This window comes from Pseudomonas akapageensis (genome assembly GCF_011355085.1).
GTDB classification, from domain to species: domain Bacteria; phylum Pseudomonadota; class Gammaproteobacteria; order Pseudomonadales; family Pseudomonadaceae; genus Aquipseudomonas; species Aquipseudomonas akapageensis.
Genome location: NZ_VXCP01000026.1, coordinates 62,018 through 77,651, shown reverse-complemented (window position 1 = coordinate 77,651; position 15,634 = coordinate 62,018). Strand labels below are relative to the sequence as shown.

15 protein-coding genes are annotated in these 15,634 nt (G+C 60.9%); 9 read left to right on the top strand and 6 right to left on the bottom strand.

The features are described from left to right. Positions 1 to 5 precede the first annotated feature (5 nt). On the bottom strand, positions 6 to 1,028 hold the full coding sequence (gene sohB / locus F2S13_RS17470; protein ID WP_166363056.1) for a protease SohB: 1,023 nt from the start codon (positions 1,026 to 1,028) through the stop codon (positions 6 to 8). Positions 1,029 to 1,235: 207 nt separating this feature from the next. Between sohB and F2S13_RS17465 the strand changes: the two genes are divergently transcribed. The 5 genes from F2S13_RS17465 (at position 1,236) to F2S13_RS17445 (ending at position 5,375) form a co-directional block, all read left to right on the top strand. Continuing rightward, on the top strand, positions 1,236 to 1,946 hold the full coding sequence (locus F2S13_RS17465) for a histidine phosphatase family protein (protein ID WP_166363054.1): 711 nt from the start codon (positions 1,236 to 1,238) through the stop codon (positions 1,944 to 1,946). Positions 1,947 to 2,003: 57 nt separating this feature from the next. After that, positions 2,004 to 2,318: an SCP2 sterol-binding domain-containing protein gene (locus tag F2S13_RS17460; RefSeq protein WP_166363052.1), complete on the top strand. Its 315-nt coding sequence runs from the start codon at positions 2,004 to 2,006 to the stop codon at positions 2,316 to 2,318. Between the two features lie 185 nt (positions 2,319 to 2,503). Next, positions 2,504 to 3,571: a phosphotransferase family protein gene (locus F2S13_RS17455; RefSeq protein ID WP_166363050.1), complete on the top strand. Its 1,068-nt coding sequence runs from the start codon at positions 2,504 to 2,506 to the stop codon at positions 3,569 to 3,571. Between the two features lie 24 nt (positions 3,572 to 3,595). Next, positions 3,596 to 4,363, top strand: coding sequence for an SDR family oxidoreductase (locus tag F2S13_RS17450; RefSeq protein WP_166363048.1), 768 nt, complete (start codon positions 3,596 to 3,598; stop codon positions 4,361 to 4,363). Positions 4,364 to 4,595: 232 nt separating this feature from the next. After that, positions 4,596 to 5,375, top strand: a complete 780-nt coding sequence (locus tag F2S13_RS17445) for a TSUP family transporter (RefSeq protein ID WP_166363046.1) — start codon at positions 4,596 to 4,598, stop codon at positions 5,373 to 5,375. Here F2S13_RS17445 and nudC read toward each other — a convergent pair. Then, on the bottom strand, positions 5,343 to 6,173 hold the full coding sequence (gene nudC / locus F2S13_RS17440; protein WP_166363044.1) for an NAD(+) diphosphatase: 831 nt from the start codon (positions 6,171 to 6,173) through the stop codon (positions 5,343 to 5,345). The genes F2S13_RS17445 and nudC overlap by 33 nt on opposite strands. 39 nt (positions 6,174 to 6,212) lie before the next feature. Next, on the bottom strand, positions 6,213 to 7,025 hold the full coding sequence (locus F2S13_RS17435) for a crotonase/enoyl-CoA hydratase family protein (RefSeq protein ID WP_166363042.1): 813 nt from the start codon (positions 7,023 to 7,025) through the stop codon (positions 6,213 to 6,215). A 158-nt stretch (positions 7,026 to 7,183) separates the two neighbouring features. Here F2S13_RS17435 and nhaB point away from each other — a divergent pair, with 158 nt between their 5' ends. After that, complete coding sequence (nhaB, locus tag F2S13_RS17430) at positions 7,184 to 8,686, top strand: sodium/proton antiporter NhaB (RefSeq protein WP_166363040.1); 1,503 nt, start codon at positions 7,184 to 7,186, stop codon at positions 8,684 to 8,686. On the opposite strand, the gene F2S13_RS17425 is transcribed toward nhaB, so the two are convergent. Genes F2S13_RS17425 through gnd form a run of 3 tightly spaced genes read right to left on the bottom strand, consistent with a single transcriptional unit; the run spans position 8,670 to position 13,019 of the window. Beyond that, the gene (locus F2S13_RS17425) at positions 8,670 to 10,487 is read right to left on the bottom strand and encodes a glycoside hydrolase family 15 protein (RefSeq protein ID WP_166363038.1); all 1,818 of its coding nucleotides are present in this window, start codon (positions 10,485 to 10,487) and stop codon (positions 8,670 to 8,672) included. The two genes, nhaB and F2S13_RS17425, sit on opposite strands and share 17 nt — an antisense overlap. Positions 10,488 to 10,497: 10 nt before the next feature. Next, positions 10,498 to 11,997, bottom strand: coding sequence for a glucose-6-phosphate dehydrogenase (zwf, locus tag F2S13_RS17420; RefSeq protein WP_166363036.1), 1,500 nt, complete (start codon positions 11,995 to 11,997; stop codon positions 10,498 to 10,500). Continuing rightward, positions 11,994 to 13,019 carry a phosphogluconate dehydrogenase (NAD(+)-dependent, decarboxylating) gene (gnd, locus tag F2S13_RS17415; RefSeq protein WP_166363034.1) on the bottom strand — a complete coding sequence of 342 codons (1,026 nt, stop codon included), beginning with the start codon at positions 13,017 to 13,019 and terminating at the stop codon, positions 11,994 to 11,996. Before gnd ends, zwf begins: the two co-directional genes overlap by 4 nt. Positions 13,020 to 13,265: 246 nt before the next feature. On the opposite strand from gnd, the gene F2S13_RS17410 reads away from it, so the two are divergent. The 3 genes from F2S13_RS17410 (at position 13,266) to F2S13_RS17400 (ending at position 15,572) form a co-directional block, all read left to right on the top strand. Next, positions 13,266 to 13,421 (top strand): DUF6026 family protein, encoded by a 156-nt coding sequence (locus F2S13_RS17410; RefSeq protein ID WP_166363032.1) that lies wholly within the window; start codon positions 13,266 to 13,268, stop codon positions 13,419 to 13,421. Between the two features lie 214 nt (positions 13,422 to 13,635). Continuing rightward, on the top strand, positions 13,636 to 14,091 hold the full coding sequence (locus F2S13_RS17405; protein WP_166363030.1) for an SgcJ/EcaC family oxidoreductase: 456 nt from the start codon (positions 13,636 to 13,638) through the stop codon (positions 14,089 to 14,091). Positions 14,092 to 14,297: 206 nt separating this feature from the next. Next, positions 14,298 to 15,572, top strand: coding sequence for an OprD family porin (locus tag F2S13_RS17400; protein WP_166363020.1), 1,275 nt, complete (start codon positions 14,298 to 14,300; stop codon positions 15,570 to 15,572). Positions 15,573 to 15,634 lie beyond the last annotated feature (62 nt).

Below are 15,634 nucleotides of genomic sequence, written 5' to 3'. Positions count from 1 at the left end.
GGTATTTACCAGAAACGCTGCTGGGTCAACTTGCTCCAGGCATTGACCACCACGCGCTCGATCGAGCTGCTGGCCGCCAGGCCGACACGCTCCTGCAGGCTCTTGCGCTCGGCATAGTGAAGATGATGCAGCTCGGCCTCCCTGGCGCGTTCGCACAGGTACTCGTCACTGGTCTTCAATTCGTCGATCAGGTGCTTGTTCAGCGCCGCAACACCCAGCCAGACTTCACCGGTGGCCACTTCATTGATCGCCAGTTGCGGTCGGTAGCGGGACACGAAGTTCTTGAACAGCTCATGGGTGATATCCAGGTCTTCCTGGAACTTTTCCCGGCCCTTCTCGGTGTTTTCGCCAAACACCGTCAAGGTACGCTTGTATTCACCCGCGGTGAGCACTTCGAAATCGATGTCATGCTTTTTCAGCAGGCGATTGACGTTAGGCAACTGCGCGACCACGCCGATGGAGCCGAGTATGGCGAACGGCGCGCTGATGATCTTCTCGCCGATGCACGCCATCATGTAGCCACCGCTCGCCGCGACCTTGTCGATGCACACGGTCAACGGCACGCCAGCCTGACGGATGCGCGCCAGCTGCGAAGCTGCCAGGCCATAGCTGTGGACCATGCCGCCACCGCTTTCCAGGCGCAGCACCACTTCGTCCCGGGGCGTGGCCAGGCTCAGCAAGGCGGTGATCTCATGGCGCAGGCTGTCGGTGGCCGAAGCCTTGATGTCGCCATCGAAGTCGAGCACGAAAACCCGCGGTTTCTCCTCAGGGGTTTTCTTTTTCTTCTTCTCGGCCTTGGCCTGCTCCTTGCGCAGGGCCTTGAGCTGGGCCTTGTCGAGCAGGTTCGACTCCAGGCGCTCGCGCAGTCCCTTGTAGAAATCGTTGAGCCTGGTCACCTGCAATTGGCCAGTCGGTTTACCACGCCCTTTGCTGCGCAAGGCAGCAGCCGTGGCCAGCACCACCAGGATGGCGATGACCAGGGTGACGGTTTTGGCCAAAAAGATGGCGTACTCGGCGAGAAACTCCACAGCTACTCCTCAGTCGCTTTGCGCCCCTCTGGGTAAAGGGCTAGGGTATGTCTCAAGCATACCGACGTGCCTTGCCGGCTGCCAGTTGCGAAAGGGTTGTTGAATATTTTCAAACGACCTTTTCAAACAAGCGTATGTTTTTTATTGACAGGTCCCGGCCATCCCCATAACCTCGCCAAACCTTCAACGTACCGGGACGACACGTACGTGGGCAGCATCTACCTGATTAGACATGGCCAGGCCTCTTTCGGTGCAGACAACTACGATGTGCTGTCACCGGTCGGCATTCGCCAGTCCGAAGTACTCGGCATGCACCTGGCTCAATTGGGCCTGCGCTTCGATCGCTGCCTGGCCGGCGAGTTGCGGCGCCAGCAGGACACCGCCCAGCATGCCCTGGCCCAAGTGCAAGCGGCCGGCATCGAAGTGCCCCGGCTGGAAATCGACAGTGCCTTCGATGAGTTCGATGCCGATGCGGTGATTCGCGCATTGCTGCCGGCACTGTTGCCGGAAGAGCCCGAGGCCTTGCACATACTGCGCAACGCCAAAGAGAACCGCGCCGAATTCCAGCGCCTGTTCTCGTTGCTGGTGGCCCGCTGGGTCAGCGGCAACCATGATACTGACGGGCTGGAAAGCTGGCTCGGCTTCGTCGGGCGTGTACAAGCCGGCCTGCAGCGTATCCTTGAGCAGGCAGAGCCTTCCCATAACATTGCGGTCTTCACCTCCGGCGGCACCATTACCGCCCTGCTCCATCTGATTACTCAAATGACCGCCACCCAGGCTTTCGAGCTGAACTGGCAGATCATCAACACCTCGCTCAACCAGCTCAAGTTTCGCGGTCGCGAGGTGGCCCTGGCTTCCTTCAACAGTCAGACCCATTTGCAACTGATGAAGGCGCCGGAACTCATCACTTACCGCTGAGTACCGGCTAATCGCGACTTTCAACGGTCGCTGGAACCACTCAATAAGGATCGAACCATGACCTCTGTAGCTGACGCCGTTCAAGCAATGAAAGCCAAGTTCAACCCAGCCGCTGCTGCAGGCCTGGACCTGGTGTTCGGCTTTCGCATCGACGATACCAAAAACTTCTCGCTGATCGTCAAGAACAGCACTTGCGAACTGCAGGAAGGCGAAAACCCTGACGCTCAGGTGACCCTGGTGATGGACGGCGAAACCCTGGAAGGCATCGTCAGCGGCGAAACCGACGGCATGCAGGCTTTCATGGGCGGCAAGCTGCGCGCCGAAGGCGACATGATGCTGGCGATGAAGCTGAGCGAACTGTTCCCGTCCTGAGCTGTAACGCCGGATCGAAAAAAACCGAAGCCTTGCCTGCTTCGGTTTTTTTTCGCCTGACGCTCTATCAAGAGCACTGATTGACCAGCAACACCCTCGCCAATAAGGCCGTTCGGTGCTTGTGAGCACAGGCCCTGCGAATTAGATTAGCCAATAATCTCTGGCCTCAATTATAAGGGATAAGCATGTCGCTTACTGACCAGTCCACCCGCATTCGCTCAGGCGAAGAACTCGATGCCAGCCTGATCGATCCTTACCTCAAGGCTCATATTCCGGGGCTTGCAGGCGAGCCTGTGATCAGCCAGTTTCCCGGTGGTGCCTCGAACCTGACCTACCTGCTGGAATACCCGGAGCAGGAATTCGTACTGCGCCGGCCGCCCTTCGGCCACAAGGCCAAGTCTGCCCATGACATGGGCCGCGAATACCGTATTCTCAACCAGCTCAACAGCGGCTTCCCCTACTGCCCCAAGGCCTACGTGCATTGCACCAACGAATCGGTGATCGGTGCCGAGTTCTATGTCATGGAGCGGGTCAAGGGCATCATCCTGCGCTCGGACCTGCCGCCCGAACTCGGCTTTGACGCGGCCAGGACCGAAACCCTGTGCAAGAGCTTCATCGACAAACTGGTCGAGCTGCACCAGGTCGACTACAAGGCCTGCGGCCTGGCCGACCTGGGCAAGCCCGAAGGCTACGTACAACGCCAGATCAATGGTTGGAGCGACCGCTATGACAAGGCGCTGACCCCGGACGCGCCGAGCTGGGAAGCGGTCAAGGCCTGGCTCAGGGACAAGATGCCCGCCGACCACCCTCAGCCGAGCATCGTCCACAACGATTACCGCTTCGACAACGTGATCCTCGATCCGGCCAACCCCATGCAGATCATTGGCGTGCTCGACTGGGAACTGACCACCATCGGCGACCCGCTGATGGACCTGGGCAACACCCTGGCCTACTGGATCGAAGCCGGTGATCCGGCGCCGGTGCAACTGATGCGCCGCCAACCCAGCCACGCGCCCGGCATGCTGACCCGCCGCCAGTTCGTCGACTATTACGCCGAACGCTCAGGGATCGCGATCGACAACTACGACTTCTACTACACCTATGGCCTGTTCCGCCTGGCCGGGATCGTGCAGCAGATCTACTACCGTTACTACCACGGCCAGACCCAGGACAAACGCTTCGCGCAATTCATCGGGATGAACAAGCTGCTCGAACACATGAGCTTGCAAGTCATCAACAAATCCAGCCTCTGACAGCCATTACAACAAGGAAACACCATGTCCAAGACTCAGTTGTTCGACCTCGATGGCAAGATCGCATTCGTCTCCGGCGCCAGCCGTGGTATCGGTGAAGCCATCGCCAAATTGCTGGCCCAGCAAGGCGCGCACGTGATCGTCTCGAGCCGCAAGATCGAAGGCTGCCAGCATGTGGCCGACGCCATCATCGCCGCCGGCGGCAAGGCCACCGCGATTGCCTGCCACATTGGCGAGATGGAGCAGATCCGCGAGGTCTTCGCCGGCATTCGCGAGCAGTTCGGGCGGCTGGATATCCTGGTCAACAACGCGGCCACCAACCCGCAATTCTGCAATGTGCTGGACACTGACCTGGGCGCCTTCCAGAAGACCGTCGACGTCAACATCCGCGGCTACTTCTTCATGTCGATCGAAGCCGGCAAGCTGATGCGCGAACACGGCGGCGGCAGCATCATCAACGTGGCCTCGATCAACGGTGTTTCGCCGGGCGAATTCCAGGGCATCTATTCGGTGACCAAGGCCGCGGTGATCAACATGACCAAGGTGTTTGCCAAGGAGTGCGCGCAGTTCGGCATTCGCTGCAACGCGCTGTTGCCGGGTCTGACCGACACCAAGTTCGCTTCGGCGCTGGTGAAGAATGATGCAATCCTCAATAGCGCGTTGCAGCATATTCCTTTGAAACGCGTGGCGGCGCCGAGCGAGATGGCGGGGGCTGTCTTGTACCTGGCCAGTGAGGCTTCGAGCTACACGACGGGTGTTTCGTTGAATGTGGATGGTGGGTTCCTGTCCTAAGCCGCCGCACACCCCTCGTTCCCACGCTCTGCGTGGGAATGCATCCTGAGACGCGCCGCAAAGCGTACGTGCACGTCGACGCGGAGCGTCTGGCACGGCATTCCCACGCAGAGCGTGGGAACGAGGTAACGAGGTATAAATCTCTGTGGGAGCTGGCTTGCCAGCAATTCGGGCGCGCAGCGCCCGCGCTTTTCCGGCTACAATACGCCGCTTTACGCGCAGCCATTCCCCCATGCCCTTCGAACTCAGCGTCGACCTGACCACCCTCGCCATTCTCGCCGCCGTAGCCTTTGTCGCCGGTTTCATCGATGCCATTGCCGGTGGAGGTGGCCTGCTCACCACACCCGCACTGCTCACCGCCGGCCTGCCCCCGCATCTGGTGCTGGGCACCAACAAGCTCAGCTCGACCTTCGGCTCGGCCACCGCCAGTTTCACCTTCTACAAGCGCAAGCTGTTCCACCCCGAACAGTGGCGCCATGCCCTGGTCGGCACCCTGGTGGGCTCGGCGATCGGCGCGGTCACGGCCCATTACCTGCCCGCCGAATGGCTGAACAAGATGTTGCCGATCATCGTCTTCGCCTGCGGTGTCTACCTGCTGTTCGGCGGCACGCCGAAAGCACCGCTGGATGCGGACGCACCGATCAAGAAAAAGTGGCAATTCCCCCAGGGCTTCGGCCTGGGTTTCTATGATGGCGTGGCCGGCCCCGGCACCGGCGCATTCTGGACGGTCAGCAGCCTGCTGCTCTACCCCATCGACCTGGTCCGTGCCAGTGGCGTGGCGCGCAGCATGAACTTCGTCAGCAATGCGGCGGCCCTGACCGTGTTCATCCTCTCCGGCCAGGTCGACTGGCTGATTGGCCTGAGCATGGGTTCGGCCCTGATGGTCGGCGCCTTCTTCGGCGCCCGCACCGCCATCAGCGGCGGTGCCAAGTTCATCCGCCCGGTGTTCATCACCGTGGTGCTCGGGTTGACCGTGCGCCTAGCCTGGCAGCACTGGTTCGGCCAGGCCTAGGCGGCGCGCCACGTACAGGTCGATCAGGTAGCGGGCAATCGAGCGCCCTGCCGGCAATGGCGGTAGCGCATCGATGCGGAACCACTGGGCATCCTCGATCTCGTCTTCCTGACAGACGATCTCGCCGCCGGCGTATTCGGCATGGAAGCCCAGCATCATCGAGTGCGGAAATGGCCAGCACTGGCTGCCCACGTACTGGATATTGCGCACCTCGACCTGCACTTCTTCACGCACCTCGCGAATCAGGCAATCCTCGGCCGACTCGCCGGGCTCGGCGAAGCCGGCCAGGGTGCTGTAGACCCCGGCGACGAAGCGCGGCGAACGCGCCAGCAGGATCTCGTCGCCACGGGTGATCAGCACGATCATGCTCGGCGCGATGCGTGGGTAGCAACGCAGGTCGCAAGGCGCGCAAAACATGGCGCGCTCACGGGGGATCTGGGTCATGGCCGCACCACAGCTGCCGCAAAAGCGGTGCTCGCGGGCCCAGGTGCCGATCTGCGCGGCATACCCCAGGAGCTTGAAGATGTCGAAATCCCCTTGCAGCATGAACTGGCGCAGGCCCTGCCAGGTGCAACCCGGCACGTCCTGCGGGCTTCTCAGTTCCAGCAGGTAGACCGGCTCGCCATCGAAATGGCCAATGCCATGCTCGCAGAGCACGTCCAGGTCCTGACGCTTGAGCCATTCACGCGAGAACAGCACGCCGTTGCCGTCAAGGAGAAAACCCTGATTGCTGCGGGCAACCGCCCAACCACCGCTGATGCTCGTATCCAGTACTGCGGTTGTCCAACGCACAGACATGTTCAGGCTCCTTGGTTGCACGCCACGATCGCCGCCCCGTCAGTCGGCGAATTCCGGTTTCTGTTTGCTCATGCTGGCCGCCATGGCCACGCGCAGGTCAGTCGACTGCAGCATGGCGGCGTTCCAGGTAGCAATGTACTCCAGGCCGTCGTCGATTCGATGATCGCGCATATAGGTGATCATCTCCTTGGTGCCGGCGACGGCGATAGGTGATTTTCCTGCAATTTCACGGGCAATGGCAAAGACTCCGTCGAGCAGGCTGGCAGTATCGGGCCAGGTGCGGTTGACCAGGCCGATGCTGCGCGCCTCATTGGCATCGACGGTACGTCCGGTATAGGCCAGTTCACGCAGCATGCCGTCGCCGATAATCCGTGGCAAGCGTTGCAGGGTGCCGACATCGGCGGCCATGCCCATGTCGATTTCCTTGATCGAGAACTGCGCGTCTTCGGCGGCGTAGCGCATGTCACACGCGGCGATCAGATCAATGGCACCGCCCAGGCAGTAGCCCTGGATGGCGGCCAGTACCGGTTTGCTGCACTGGTCGACGGCATTGAACGAGGCCTGCATCTTGAGAATCTTGCGCCGCAGCAGGCGCGCGTTGCGGCCAACGTCCTTGCCCATCTCGTTGGCCACCGAGGCCAGCAGCATCAGGTCGATACCCGAAGAGAAATGCTTGCCCGCCCCGCTGAGCACCACGACCCGCACCGCGTCGGTGTCTTCGATCCACTGGAAAATCTCGACAATCTCGCTCCAGAACGCCGCATTCATGGCGTTGATCTTCTCCGGACGGTTGATCTGGACATGGGCGATGTTGTCCGCAAGTTCTACTTTAAACGCCTGGTAATCGGCCACGATTCAATCCTCGAAGTGGTTGCGTCAAATAACCGAAGGACTATATCAAGGCTGCCCGCGATGGCAGGCAGCACTTGTGCCAAAACCGGGACCGCTTGAACTTCGCTAGCATATAGGGCAAGTTGCGCGCCCTGTTGAACTATAAGGATACATCTTCAATGTCCGGCTCCTTGGCCCAGGCCTTTACTCGAAACTTTCTTGGGCACTCTCCGCGCTGGTACAAAGCGACCATCCTGCTGTTCCTGATCGTCAACCCGCTGTTGTTGTGGACCGCTGGCCCCGTGGCAGCAGGCTGGCTGTTGGTGGCCGAATTCATTTTCACCCTGGGCATGGCGCTCAAATGCTACCCGCTGATGCCGGGTGGACTGCTGATGGTCGAAGCGCTGCTGTTGAAGATGACGACACCCCAGGCCTTGTATGAAGAGTTGCAGCACAACTTCCCAGTGATCCTGTTGTTGATGTTCATGGTCGCCGGCATCTACTTCATGAAGGACCTTCTGCTGTTCCTGTTTTCGCGCCTGCTGCTGGGTGTCCGCTCCAAGAGCTTGCTGGCGCTATTGTTCTGCTTTCTCTCGGCGTTTCTGTCGGCCTTCCTCGATGCCCTGACCGTGACCGCCGTGATCATCAGCGCCGCCGTGGGTTTCTATTCGGTCTATCACCGCGTCGCCTCCGGCAGCAATCCTCGGGAAGAGTCGAGCTTCGACGACGATGGCAGCATCGCCACCTTGCACCGTGATGACCTGCTGCAGTTCCGCTCCTTCCTGCGCAGCCTGTTGATGCATGGCGCCGTGGGCACAGCGCTGGGCGGCGTCTGCACCCTGGTCGGCGAGCCGCAGAACCTGTTGATCGGCCATGAGATGGGCTGGCACTTCGGCGAGTTCTTCAGCAAGATCGCCCCGGTCTCCCTGCCAGTGCTGGTGGCCGGTCTGGTGACCTGTGTCCTGCTGGAGAAACTGCGCTGGTTCGGTTATGGCACCCTGCTGCCGGATAATGTGCGCCAGGTGCTGGCTGCCTACGCTGCCGAAGACAACGCCGAGCGCACCCCGCAACAGCGCGCCGCCCTGCTGGTGCAGGGGCTGGCTGCGCTGACTCTGATCGTCGGCCTGGCCTTTCATGTTGCCGAAGTCGGCCTGATCGGCCTGCTGGTGATCGTGCTGATCACCGCCTTCACCGGCATCACCGAAGAGCATCGAATCGGCCGCGCCTTCCAGGACGCCATGCCCTTCACCGCCTTGCTGGTGGTGTTCTTCGCCGTGGTTGCCGTCATTCACGACCAGCAGCTGTTCACCCCGCTGATTCAGGCCGTACTGGCCCTGCCGGTGGAGCAACAGCCGGGCATGCTGTTCATCGCCAATGGTTTGCTCTCGGCCATCAGCGACAACGTTTTCGTCGCCACCATCTACATCACCGAAATCAAGCAGGCCTTCCTTGATGGCCACATGACCCGCGAGCACTTCGAAGCCCTGGCCATTGCCGTCAATACCGGCACCAACCTGCCAAGCGTGGCTACACCCAATGGACAGGCCGCCTTCCTGTTCCTGCTGACTTCGTCCATCGCACCGCTGGTGCGCCTGTCCTATGGCCGCATGGTGTGGATGGCCCTGCCCTACACCATCGTCATGGGCGGGCTGGGCTGGTACGCGGTCAGCTACTGGCTGTAGGCTTCCTCCCGCTTTGTGCCCGGTCGCGTACCGGGCACTGCAGGCGGTGCAGGTTCAGCGCGGTATTGATGATGCCGATATGGCTGAACGCCTGGGGAAAATTGCCGAGCATGCGCCCTGAACGCGGATCGTATTGCTCGGCCAGCAGGCCAACGTCATTGCACAGGCTGCACAAGCGCTCGAACAACACCTGGGCATCGCCTTGCCGACCGAGCAATACATACACATCGGCCAGCCAGAACGAACACACCAGGAAGGTCCCTTCGCCGGGCGTCAGCCCATCGCAACCGGTGTCGCTGTCATAGCGCAACAGCAAGCCATCGCGCAGCAAACGCTTTTCGATCTGCGCCAGCGTTGCGACAAAACGCGGATCGTCGGCCGGCAGGAAACCGGTCAGGGCCATCTGCAGCAGGCTGGCGTCCATTTCCTGTGAACCATAGGCCTGCACAAAGCACCCCAGGGCCTTGTCGAAACCGCGCCGGCAGACCTCACGATGAATCCTGTCAGCCACCATCCGATAATGTCGGGCCTGCGCTTGCCCTTGTTCGGTGGTGTCGGCAAGGTGGGCCGCACGATCGAAGGCCACCCAGGCCATGACCTTGGAATGGGTGAAATGCTGCGGTCCTCCGCGCACCTCCCAGATGCCTTCGTCGGGCTTGTGCCAGACTTTTTCGAGATATTCCAGGATGACCCGGGCGATCGCCGAGCTGCGAGGATGACGCGCCAGGCCGCCCTTGACCGCCTGCGCCAGGGCATCGGCCAGCTCACCATAGATATCCACCTGGCTCTGCACCGCCGCGGCATTGCCAACCCGCACCGGCGTCGATCCTTCATAACCGGCGAGCCAGGGCAGGCTGTACTCGGTCAACCGCCGCTCACCCCCCAGGCCATACATGATCTGCATCTGCTCCGGGTTGCCAGCCACCGAGCGCAATAACCAGGCGCGCCAGGCACCGGCCTCTTCGTAATAACCAAGGTGCATGAACGCCAGCAAGGTCATGGTCGCATCGCGCAGCCAGCAATAGCGATAGTCCCAGTTGCGCTCGCCGCCCAGGCGCTCGGGCAACGAGGTGGTGACCGCCGCGACCATCCCGCCGGTGGGCTCGTAGGTCATCGCCTTCAAGGTAATCAGCGAGCGTTTGACCGCCTCGCTCCACCTCCCGACCGGCGGGCAACGGTCGGAGAATGTTCGCCAGAACGTTTCTGTTTCAAGCAGCGCTGCTTCAACGTCAAAGCCTGCCTGCAGCGGCAGGTTGGACGCCTGGTACGACAAGGCGAACGCCAGACGCTGCCCGGGCCGTACGTGAAAGCGACTGCCCGTGTGGTAGTCCAAACCTTGCAGTTCCGTGGCGCTGCGCAACACCAGCATTTCCGGGCCGGCCACAGCGGTCAGGGTCAGGGGTTCGGCTTGCTCGACCCATGGCACGTTGTTGCCATAGTCGAAGCGTATGGCCAGATCCATCTCGAACTCGACTTCGCCGTCAAGGCCGACCACGATGCGCACCACACTGTCGTGAGCGGCCATGGGCATGCAGTCGATCAACAAAGCCCGGCCACGGTCCGTCTCGAAGGTGGTTTCGAGAATCAACGTGCCTTCGCGGTAGCGGCGAGTCACCCGGCATGGCGCTGCCCTGGGGCCGATTCGCCAGCGCCCGTTCTCGGCATCGCCAAGCAAGGCGGCGAAGCACGCCGGGGCGTCGAAGCGCGGAAAGCACAACCAGTCCAGAGAGCCGCACTTGTCGATCAGCGCTGCGCTGCGGCAATTGCCGATCAGTGCATAGTCTTCGATCAAGGCGGCCATAGGGGTGCCGTCAACCTATGCTGTGCCAGACCCGCTTGTCCCGGGCGAGCAAGTCATCGGCGGCGGCCGGGCCGTTCTCGCCGGCGGCGTAGAACTCCACCTCGCCGGCTTCGCGCCAGGCATCGAGGAAGGGTTGCACGGCACGCCAGCCGTTCTCGATGTTGTCGGCACGCTGGAACAAGGTCTGGTCGCCCGTCAGGCAGTCATAGATCAGCGTCTCGTAGCCGGTCGAAGGCTGCATCTGGAAGAAGTCCTTGTAGGCGAACCCCAGTTCGACGTTTTCCATTTCCAGCTTCGGCCCCGGTCGCTTGGCCTGCAAGTCGAACCACATGCCCTCGTTGGGCTGGATCTGGATCTTCAGGTAGTTGGGCTTCAAGCGCTCGACCTCGGTATCACGAAACTGCGCATAAGGCGCCGGCTTGAAGCAGATGGCGATCTCGGTATCGCGCACGTTCATGCGCTTGCCGGTGCGCAGGTAGAACGGCACACCGACCCAACGCCAGTTGTCGATCATCACCTTCAGCGCCACATACGTTTCGGTCTGGCTCTGTGGGTCGACCTTGGGTTCCTCGCGATAACCGGGCACGTCCTTGCCCGCGACATTGCCGGCGGTGTATTGCCCGCGCACTGAATGCTTCAAGGCCTGGGCCTTGGACCAGGGCCGTATCGCGCCGATCACCTTGGCCTTTTCACCGCGCACCGCATCGGCGCCGAAAGCGGCCGGTGGCTCCATGGCGACCATGGCCAGCAGTTGGAACAGGTGATTGGGCACCATGTCGCGCAGGGCGCCAGTGCTGTCGTAGAAATTGCCACGGGTCTCGACGCCCACGGTTTCTGCCGCGGTGATCTGGACATGGTCGATGTAGTGGTTGTTCCAGAAGGCTTCGAACAGCCCGTTGGAGAACCGGCTGACGAGGATGTTCTGGACCGTTTCCTTGCCCAGGTAATGGTCGATGCGGTAGATCTGCTTTTCGCTCATGACCTTGAGCAGGCAGGCATTGAGCGCCTCGGCCGTGGGCAGATCGGAGCCGAAGGGTTTCTCCACGACCACGCGGCGAAAACCGTCTGCCTGTTCCTGCAGCAAGCCAGCGGCGCCAAGGCGCTGTACCACTTCGCTGAAAAAACGCGGCGAGGTGGCCAGGTAAAACACGGCATTCTCGGTTTGATGGGCCTGGATCTTCTTGCCGATGGCAGCGTAGGTCGCCTCATCGAGAAAGTCCCCGGCGATGTAGCTGATGCGGGTGACCAGTTGACTCCAGAGTTTTTCATCCAGTGCCGCGGTGCCCTTGCTGTGGCACTGTTCCTCGATGAAGGCCCGCAGCTTGGCGGCGAACTCGGCGTCGCTGGCTTGGTTGTGATCGACCCCGACGATATGCAGGCCATTGTCCAGCAACCCGTCGCGACTGAGGTTGTACAGGGCCGGCATCAGCAGTCGCTTGACCAGGTCGCCATGGGCGCCGAACAGAAACAGAGTGGATGCCGGTGCAGCTTCTACGTTGGTATTGGTCATTTAGGCGTCTCGATATGGCCACCGAAGCCGAAGCGCATGGCCGAAAGCAGTTTGTCGCCATAGGTGCTCTCCTGGCGCGAACGAAAGCGTGCGAACAGCGCACCGGCCAGCACTGGCACCGGCACCGCCTGCTCCACCGCCGCATCGATGGTCCAGCGCCCCTCCCCGCTGTCGGACACCGATCCACTGTAGGCCGCCAGTTGCGGGTCGGCGACCAACGCATCAGCGGTCAGGTCCAGCAGCCAGGACGACACCACGCTGCCACGGCGCCAGACTTCGGCGATCTCGGCCAGATTCAGGTCGAAGCGCTGGTCCTGCGGCAAGCTGGGAGAGGACTTGGTCTTGAGGATGTCGAAGCCTTCGGCATAGGCCTGCATCAGACCGTACTCGATACCGTTGTGAATCATCTTGACGAAGTGACCGGCACCCGCGGGGCCTGCATGGATATAGCCGCGCTCGGCACGTTCATTCGGCCCGCTGCGCCCGCGTGTGCGGGGAATTTCGCCGACACCCGGTGCCAGGGCATCGAACAGTGGATCGAGGCGCTCGAGAATGGACGTCTCGCCGCCGATCATCATGCAATAGCCGCGTTCCAGGCCCCAGACTCCGCCGGACGTTCCGACATCGACATAGTGCAGCTGCTTTTTGGCCAGGGCCGCTGCCCGGCGAATATCATCTTTGTAGAAGGTGTTGCCGCCATCGATGATGACATCGTCCGGCTCGAGCAAGGTGCTGAGTTGCTCGATGGTTTCCTCGGTCGGCGCACCGGCGGGCAACATCACCCATACCGCACGTGGCTTGGCCATTTTCCTGACCAGGTCAGCCAGGTCTTTTGCACCCTTGGCCCCCTCCGTTTCCAGCCCGGTGACCGACGACTGCGTGCGGTCGAACACCACTGTCTCGTGCCCGCGCAGCATCAGTCGCCGTGCAATGTTGCCGCCCATGCGGCCCAGTCCTACGATACCTAGTTGCATGTGCCGATGCTCCAGTCGGTTGGATTGAAAATGCCTTGTGCAAGGCATGCCCTGGATACACAAGGTTAGTCCAGTGTGGTGAGATGGGGTTTCCTGGGGGAAATGCCGCCACTTCCTGGCTGCCTCGACGAAGCAACAATTCGAAAAAAATCCACCCCGACCACCAAAAATAAAAAAGTTCCATTGCAGCCAAAAAGAATTCAAACTTGCCCCCGATTGAGATTCGAGCCTGGGCACACTCTCGTTGCCAGCGTCTGCGATCTCGTGTGTAACAAGCCATTTGCGAGGTGTGCAATGGGTACGGTTCTGCCAGCAAGTCCTCCCCAAACCCTTTACGTCTCTGTGCGTCGTGATGAACTGCGTCAGTTGAAGGACGAGCGCGACGCGCTCAAGCAACAGGTTGTGCAACTTCAGCAGCTGCTGCGGCAGGCTCGCCTTCAGGAAGCCTGATAGCTGCAGGCACAGCACACTTCGCTCTACTGGCGCGCGGTCGTCCCTTACGGGAGGACTGCGGTCGCTTGATCCCGCAATAAAAACATCCTGTTACTCAATAATCGAGCCAGCCCACTTCTTCCCGGAATGTGCCGGCCGCTAGACTGTGCCCGTTTCGAATCTGGCCGCACGCTTTTACCGGCCACACCCTCCCTCTTCCCAAGGAAGCGTCATGAAACGGACTTCTGCTCTTTTGTCTGCTTTAGCCGCGCTCGGCATCAGTACGGCCCAGGCCGAGGCGATGCAGTGCCAGCCAGTCAGCCAACAACAGGTTGTGGCACTCTTCGAGCGCTGGAACGAGACACTGAAAAGCGGCAATGCCGAGCAAGTGGCAGCCCTCTATGCAACCGATTCCTTGCTGCTGCCGACCGTGTCGAAAACACCCCGCCTGACACGCGAGGAAAAAGTCGATTATTTCCAGCACTTTCTCAAGAAACGGCCAGTGGGCAGCCTCGACAGCAGCTACGTTCAGGTGGGTTGCAACAGCGCCGTGCATGCGGGGCTCTATACCTTTCGTTTCGATACCACTGGCGAAGAGGTGAAAGCCCGCTACTCCTTCACCTATCGCTGGGATGGGGCGAAATGGCTCATCAGCAGCCACCACTCTTCGCTGCTGCCAAGCACCTGACGCGCAGCAACGATCACCTCTAATGTCCGCCGGAAGCGCGCGAATGCAGCGCTTTCCGGCCTTGCCGATAAAGCCGGACGGGTCTGACGCTCGAACCGGAAGCCAGCTACATCCCGGGCACCTCCCGAGTGCCCAGAATGCCTCCACGGCAAAACCATGCCCAACAACAACCCCAAGAACAACATGGTTACCTGATGGAGCGCATCATGAAGCACACTCTCGCCCGCAACCTCGGTCTTATCGGAGGCACGGGCTTGCTGCCAATACTGGCCCAGGCTGACTTGATCAGTGACAGCAAGGCCACACTGGAATCGAAGAACTACTACTTCAATCGCGACTACCGCGAAAACACCGGTCAATCCAGACGTGAAGAGTGGGCCCAGGGCTTTCTACTGAATCTGCAATCGGGTTTTACGGAGGGCACGGTCGGATTCGGCCTGGATGCAGTCGGCATGCTCGGGCTGAAGCTCGACTCCAGCCCCGAACGCTCCGGCACAGGCCTGTTGTCACGCGAGGCCAAGGCCGGCCCGGGCAAGCCCGGTTATGCCAGACGCGCCCATGACGACTACGCCAAGCTGGGCCTGACCGCCAAGGCACGCCTTGCCAGGAGCGAGCTGCGAGCAGGTCAACTGCTGCCAGACCTGCCGGTGCTGCAACCCAACACCAGCCGGCTGTTCCCCCAGACCTTCGAGGGCGCCCAGATCACGTCCAACGACATCGAGGGCTTGAACCTGCGCCTGGGTGAAATCGATCGGGTCAAGCAGCGAGATTCGACCAACTATGAAAAGCTTGGCCTTACCGGCCAGAATCGCAGCTACAAAAGCGCCGCCAGGAGTGACGAGTTCCGTTTTGCCGGCGCTGACTACCAGATCACCCCGGATCTGATTGGCAGCTACCACTACGCGCAATTGCAGGACATCTACGAGCAGAGCTTCATCGGCCTCAAGCATGGCCTGAAACTGGGCCCTGGTTCACTGAAGAGTGAAGTCCGCTATTTCGACGCCGGTAAAAATGGCTCGGGGCTGGCCGGCGAGGTCAATAACCAGGCACTCAGTACCCGGCTGACGTACAACTGGCAGGGTCATTCGCTGGGTGGGGGCTATCAGAAACAGTCTGGTGATACCGCCTTTACCTACGTCGACGGGACCTCCAGCTACCTGTTCACCGAATATCAGTTGAACAACTTCTCCCAGACCCGAGAGCGCGCCTGGCATGCGCGTTATGCGTACGACTTCGCCAGCCTCGGTGTACCGGGGCTGTTGTTTTCGACACGCTATGCCAAGGGGGATCAGGCGCAGATCAAAGGATTTGCCGGTGAGGGCCGCGAGTGGGAGCGTGATATCGACCTGGGCTACACGGTGCAGAGCGGCCGGTTCAAGGACGTATCTCTGCGCTGGCGCAATGCGCAAGTCAAAAGCAATTATCAGCGCGATTCGAGCGAGGATCGGGTGATGTTGAGTTACATGATCAGGCTTTGGTGACATTGCGGCCGCTGCGCGCCCGAGCGCAGCCTGGCGGCAGCGGCTACAAGTGTTCGGCCTGA

Coding starts and splice junctions, on each gene's coding strand:
- F2S13_RS17460 (WP_166363052.1), top strand. CDS start 2,004: ATGACCTCTGTAGCTGACGCCGTTCAAGCAATGAAAGCCAAGTTCAAC.
- F2S13_RS17455 (WP_166363050.1), top strand. CDS start 2,504: ATGTCGCTTACTGACCAGTCCACCCGCATTCGCTCAGGCGAAGAACTC.
- F2S13_RS17450 (WP_166363048.1), top strand. CDS start 3,596: ATGTCCAAGACTCAGTTGTTCGACCTCGATGGCAAGATCGCATTCGTC.
- F2S13_RS17445 (WP_166363046.1), top strand. CDS start 4,596: ATGCCCTTCGAACTCAGCGTCGACCTGACCACCCTCGCCATTCTCGCC.
- nudC (WP_166363044.1), bottom strand. CDS start 6,173: ATGTCTGTGCGTTGGACAACCGCAGTACTGGATACGAGCATCAGCGGT.
- nhaB (WP_166363040.1), top strand. CDS start 7,184: ATGTCCGGCTCCTTGGCCCAGGCCTTTACTCGAAACTTTCTTGGGCAC.
- F2S13_RS17425 (WP_166363038.1), bottom strand. CDS start 10,487: ATGGCCGCCTTGATCGAAGACTATGCACTGATCGGCAATTGCCGCAGC.
- zwf (WP_166363036.1), bottom strand. CDS start 11,997: ATGACCAATACCAACGTAGAAGCTGCACCGGCATCCACTCTGTTTCTG.
- gnd (WP_166363034.1), bottom strand. CDS start 13,019: ATGCCTTGCACAAGGCATTTTCAATCCAACCGACTGGAGCATCGGCAC.
- F2S13_RS17410 (WP_166363032.1), top strand. CDS start 13,266: ATGGGTACGGTTCTGCCAGCAAGTCCTCCCCAAACCCTTTACGTCTCT.
- F2S13_RS17405 (WP_166363030.1), top strand. CDS start 13,636: ATGAAACGGACTTCTGCTCTTTTGTCTGCTTTAGCCGCGCTCGGCATC.
- F2S13_RS17400 (WP_166363020.1), top strand. CDS start 14,298: ATGAAGCACACTCTCGCCCGCAACCTCGGTCTTATCGGAGGCACGGGC.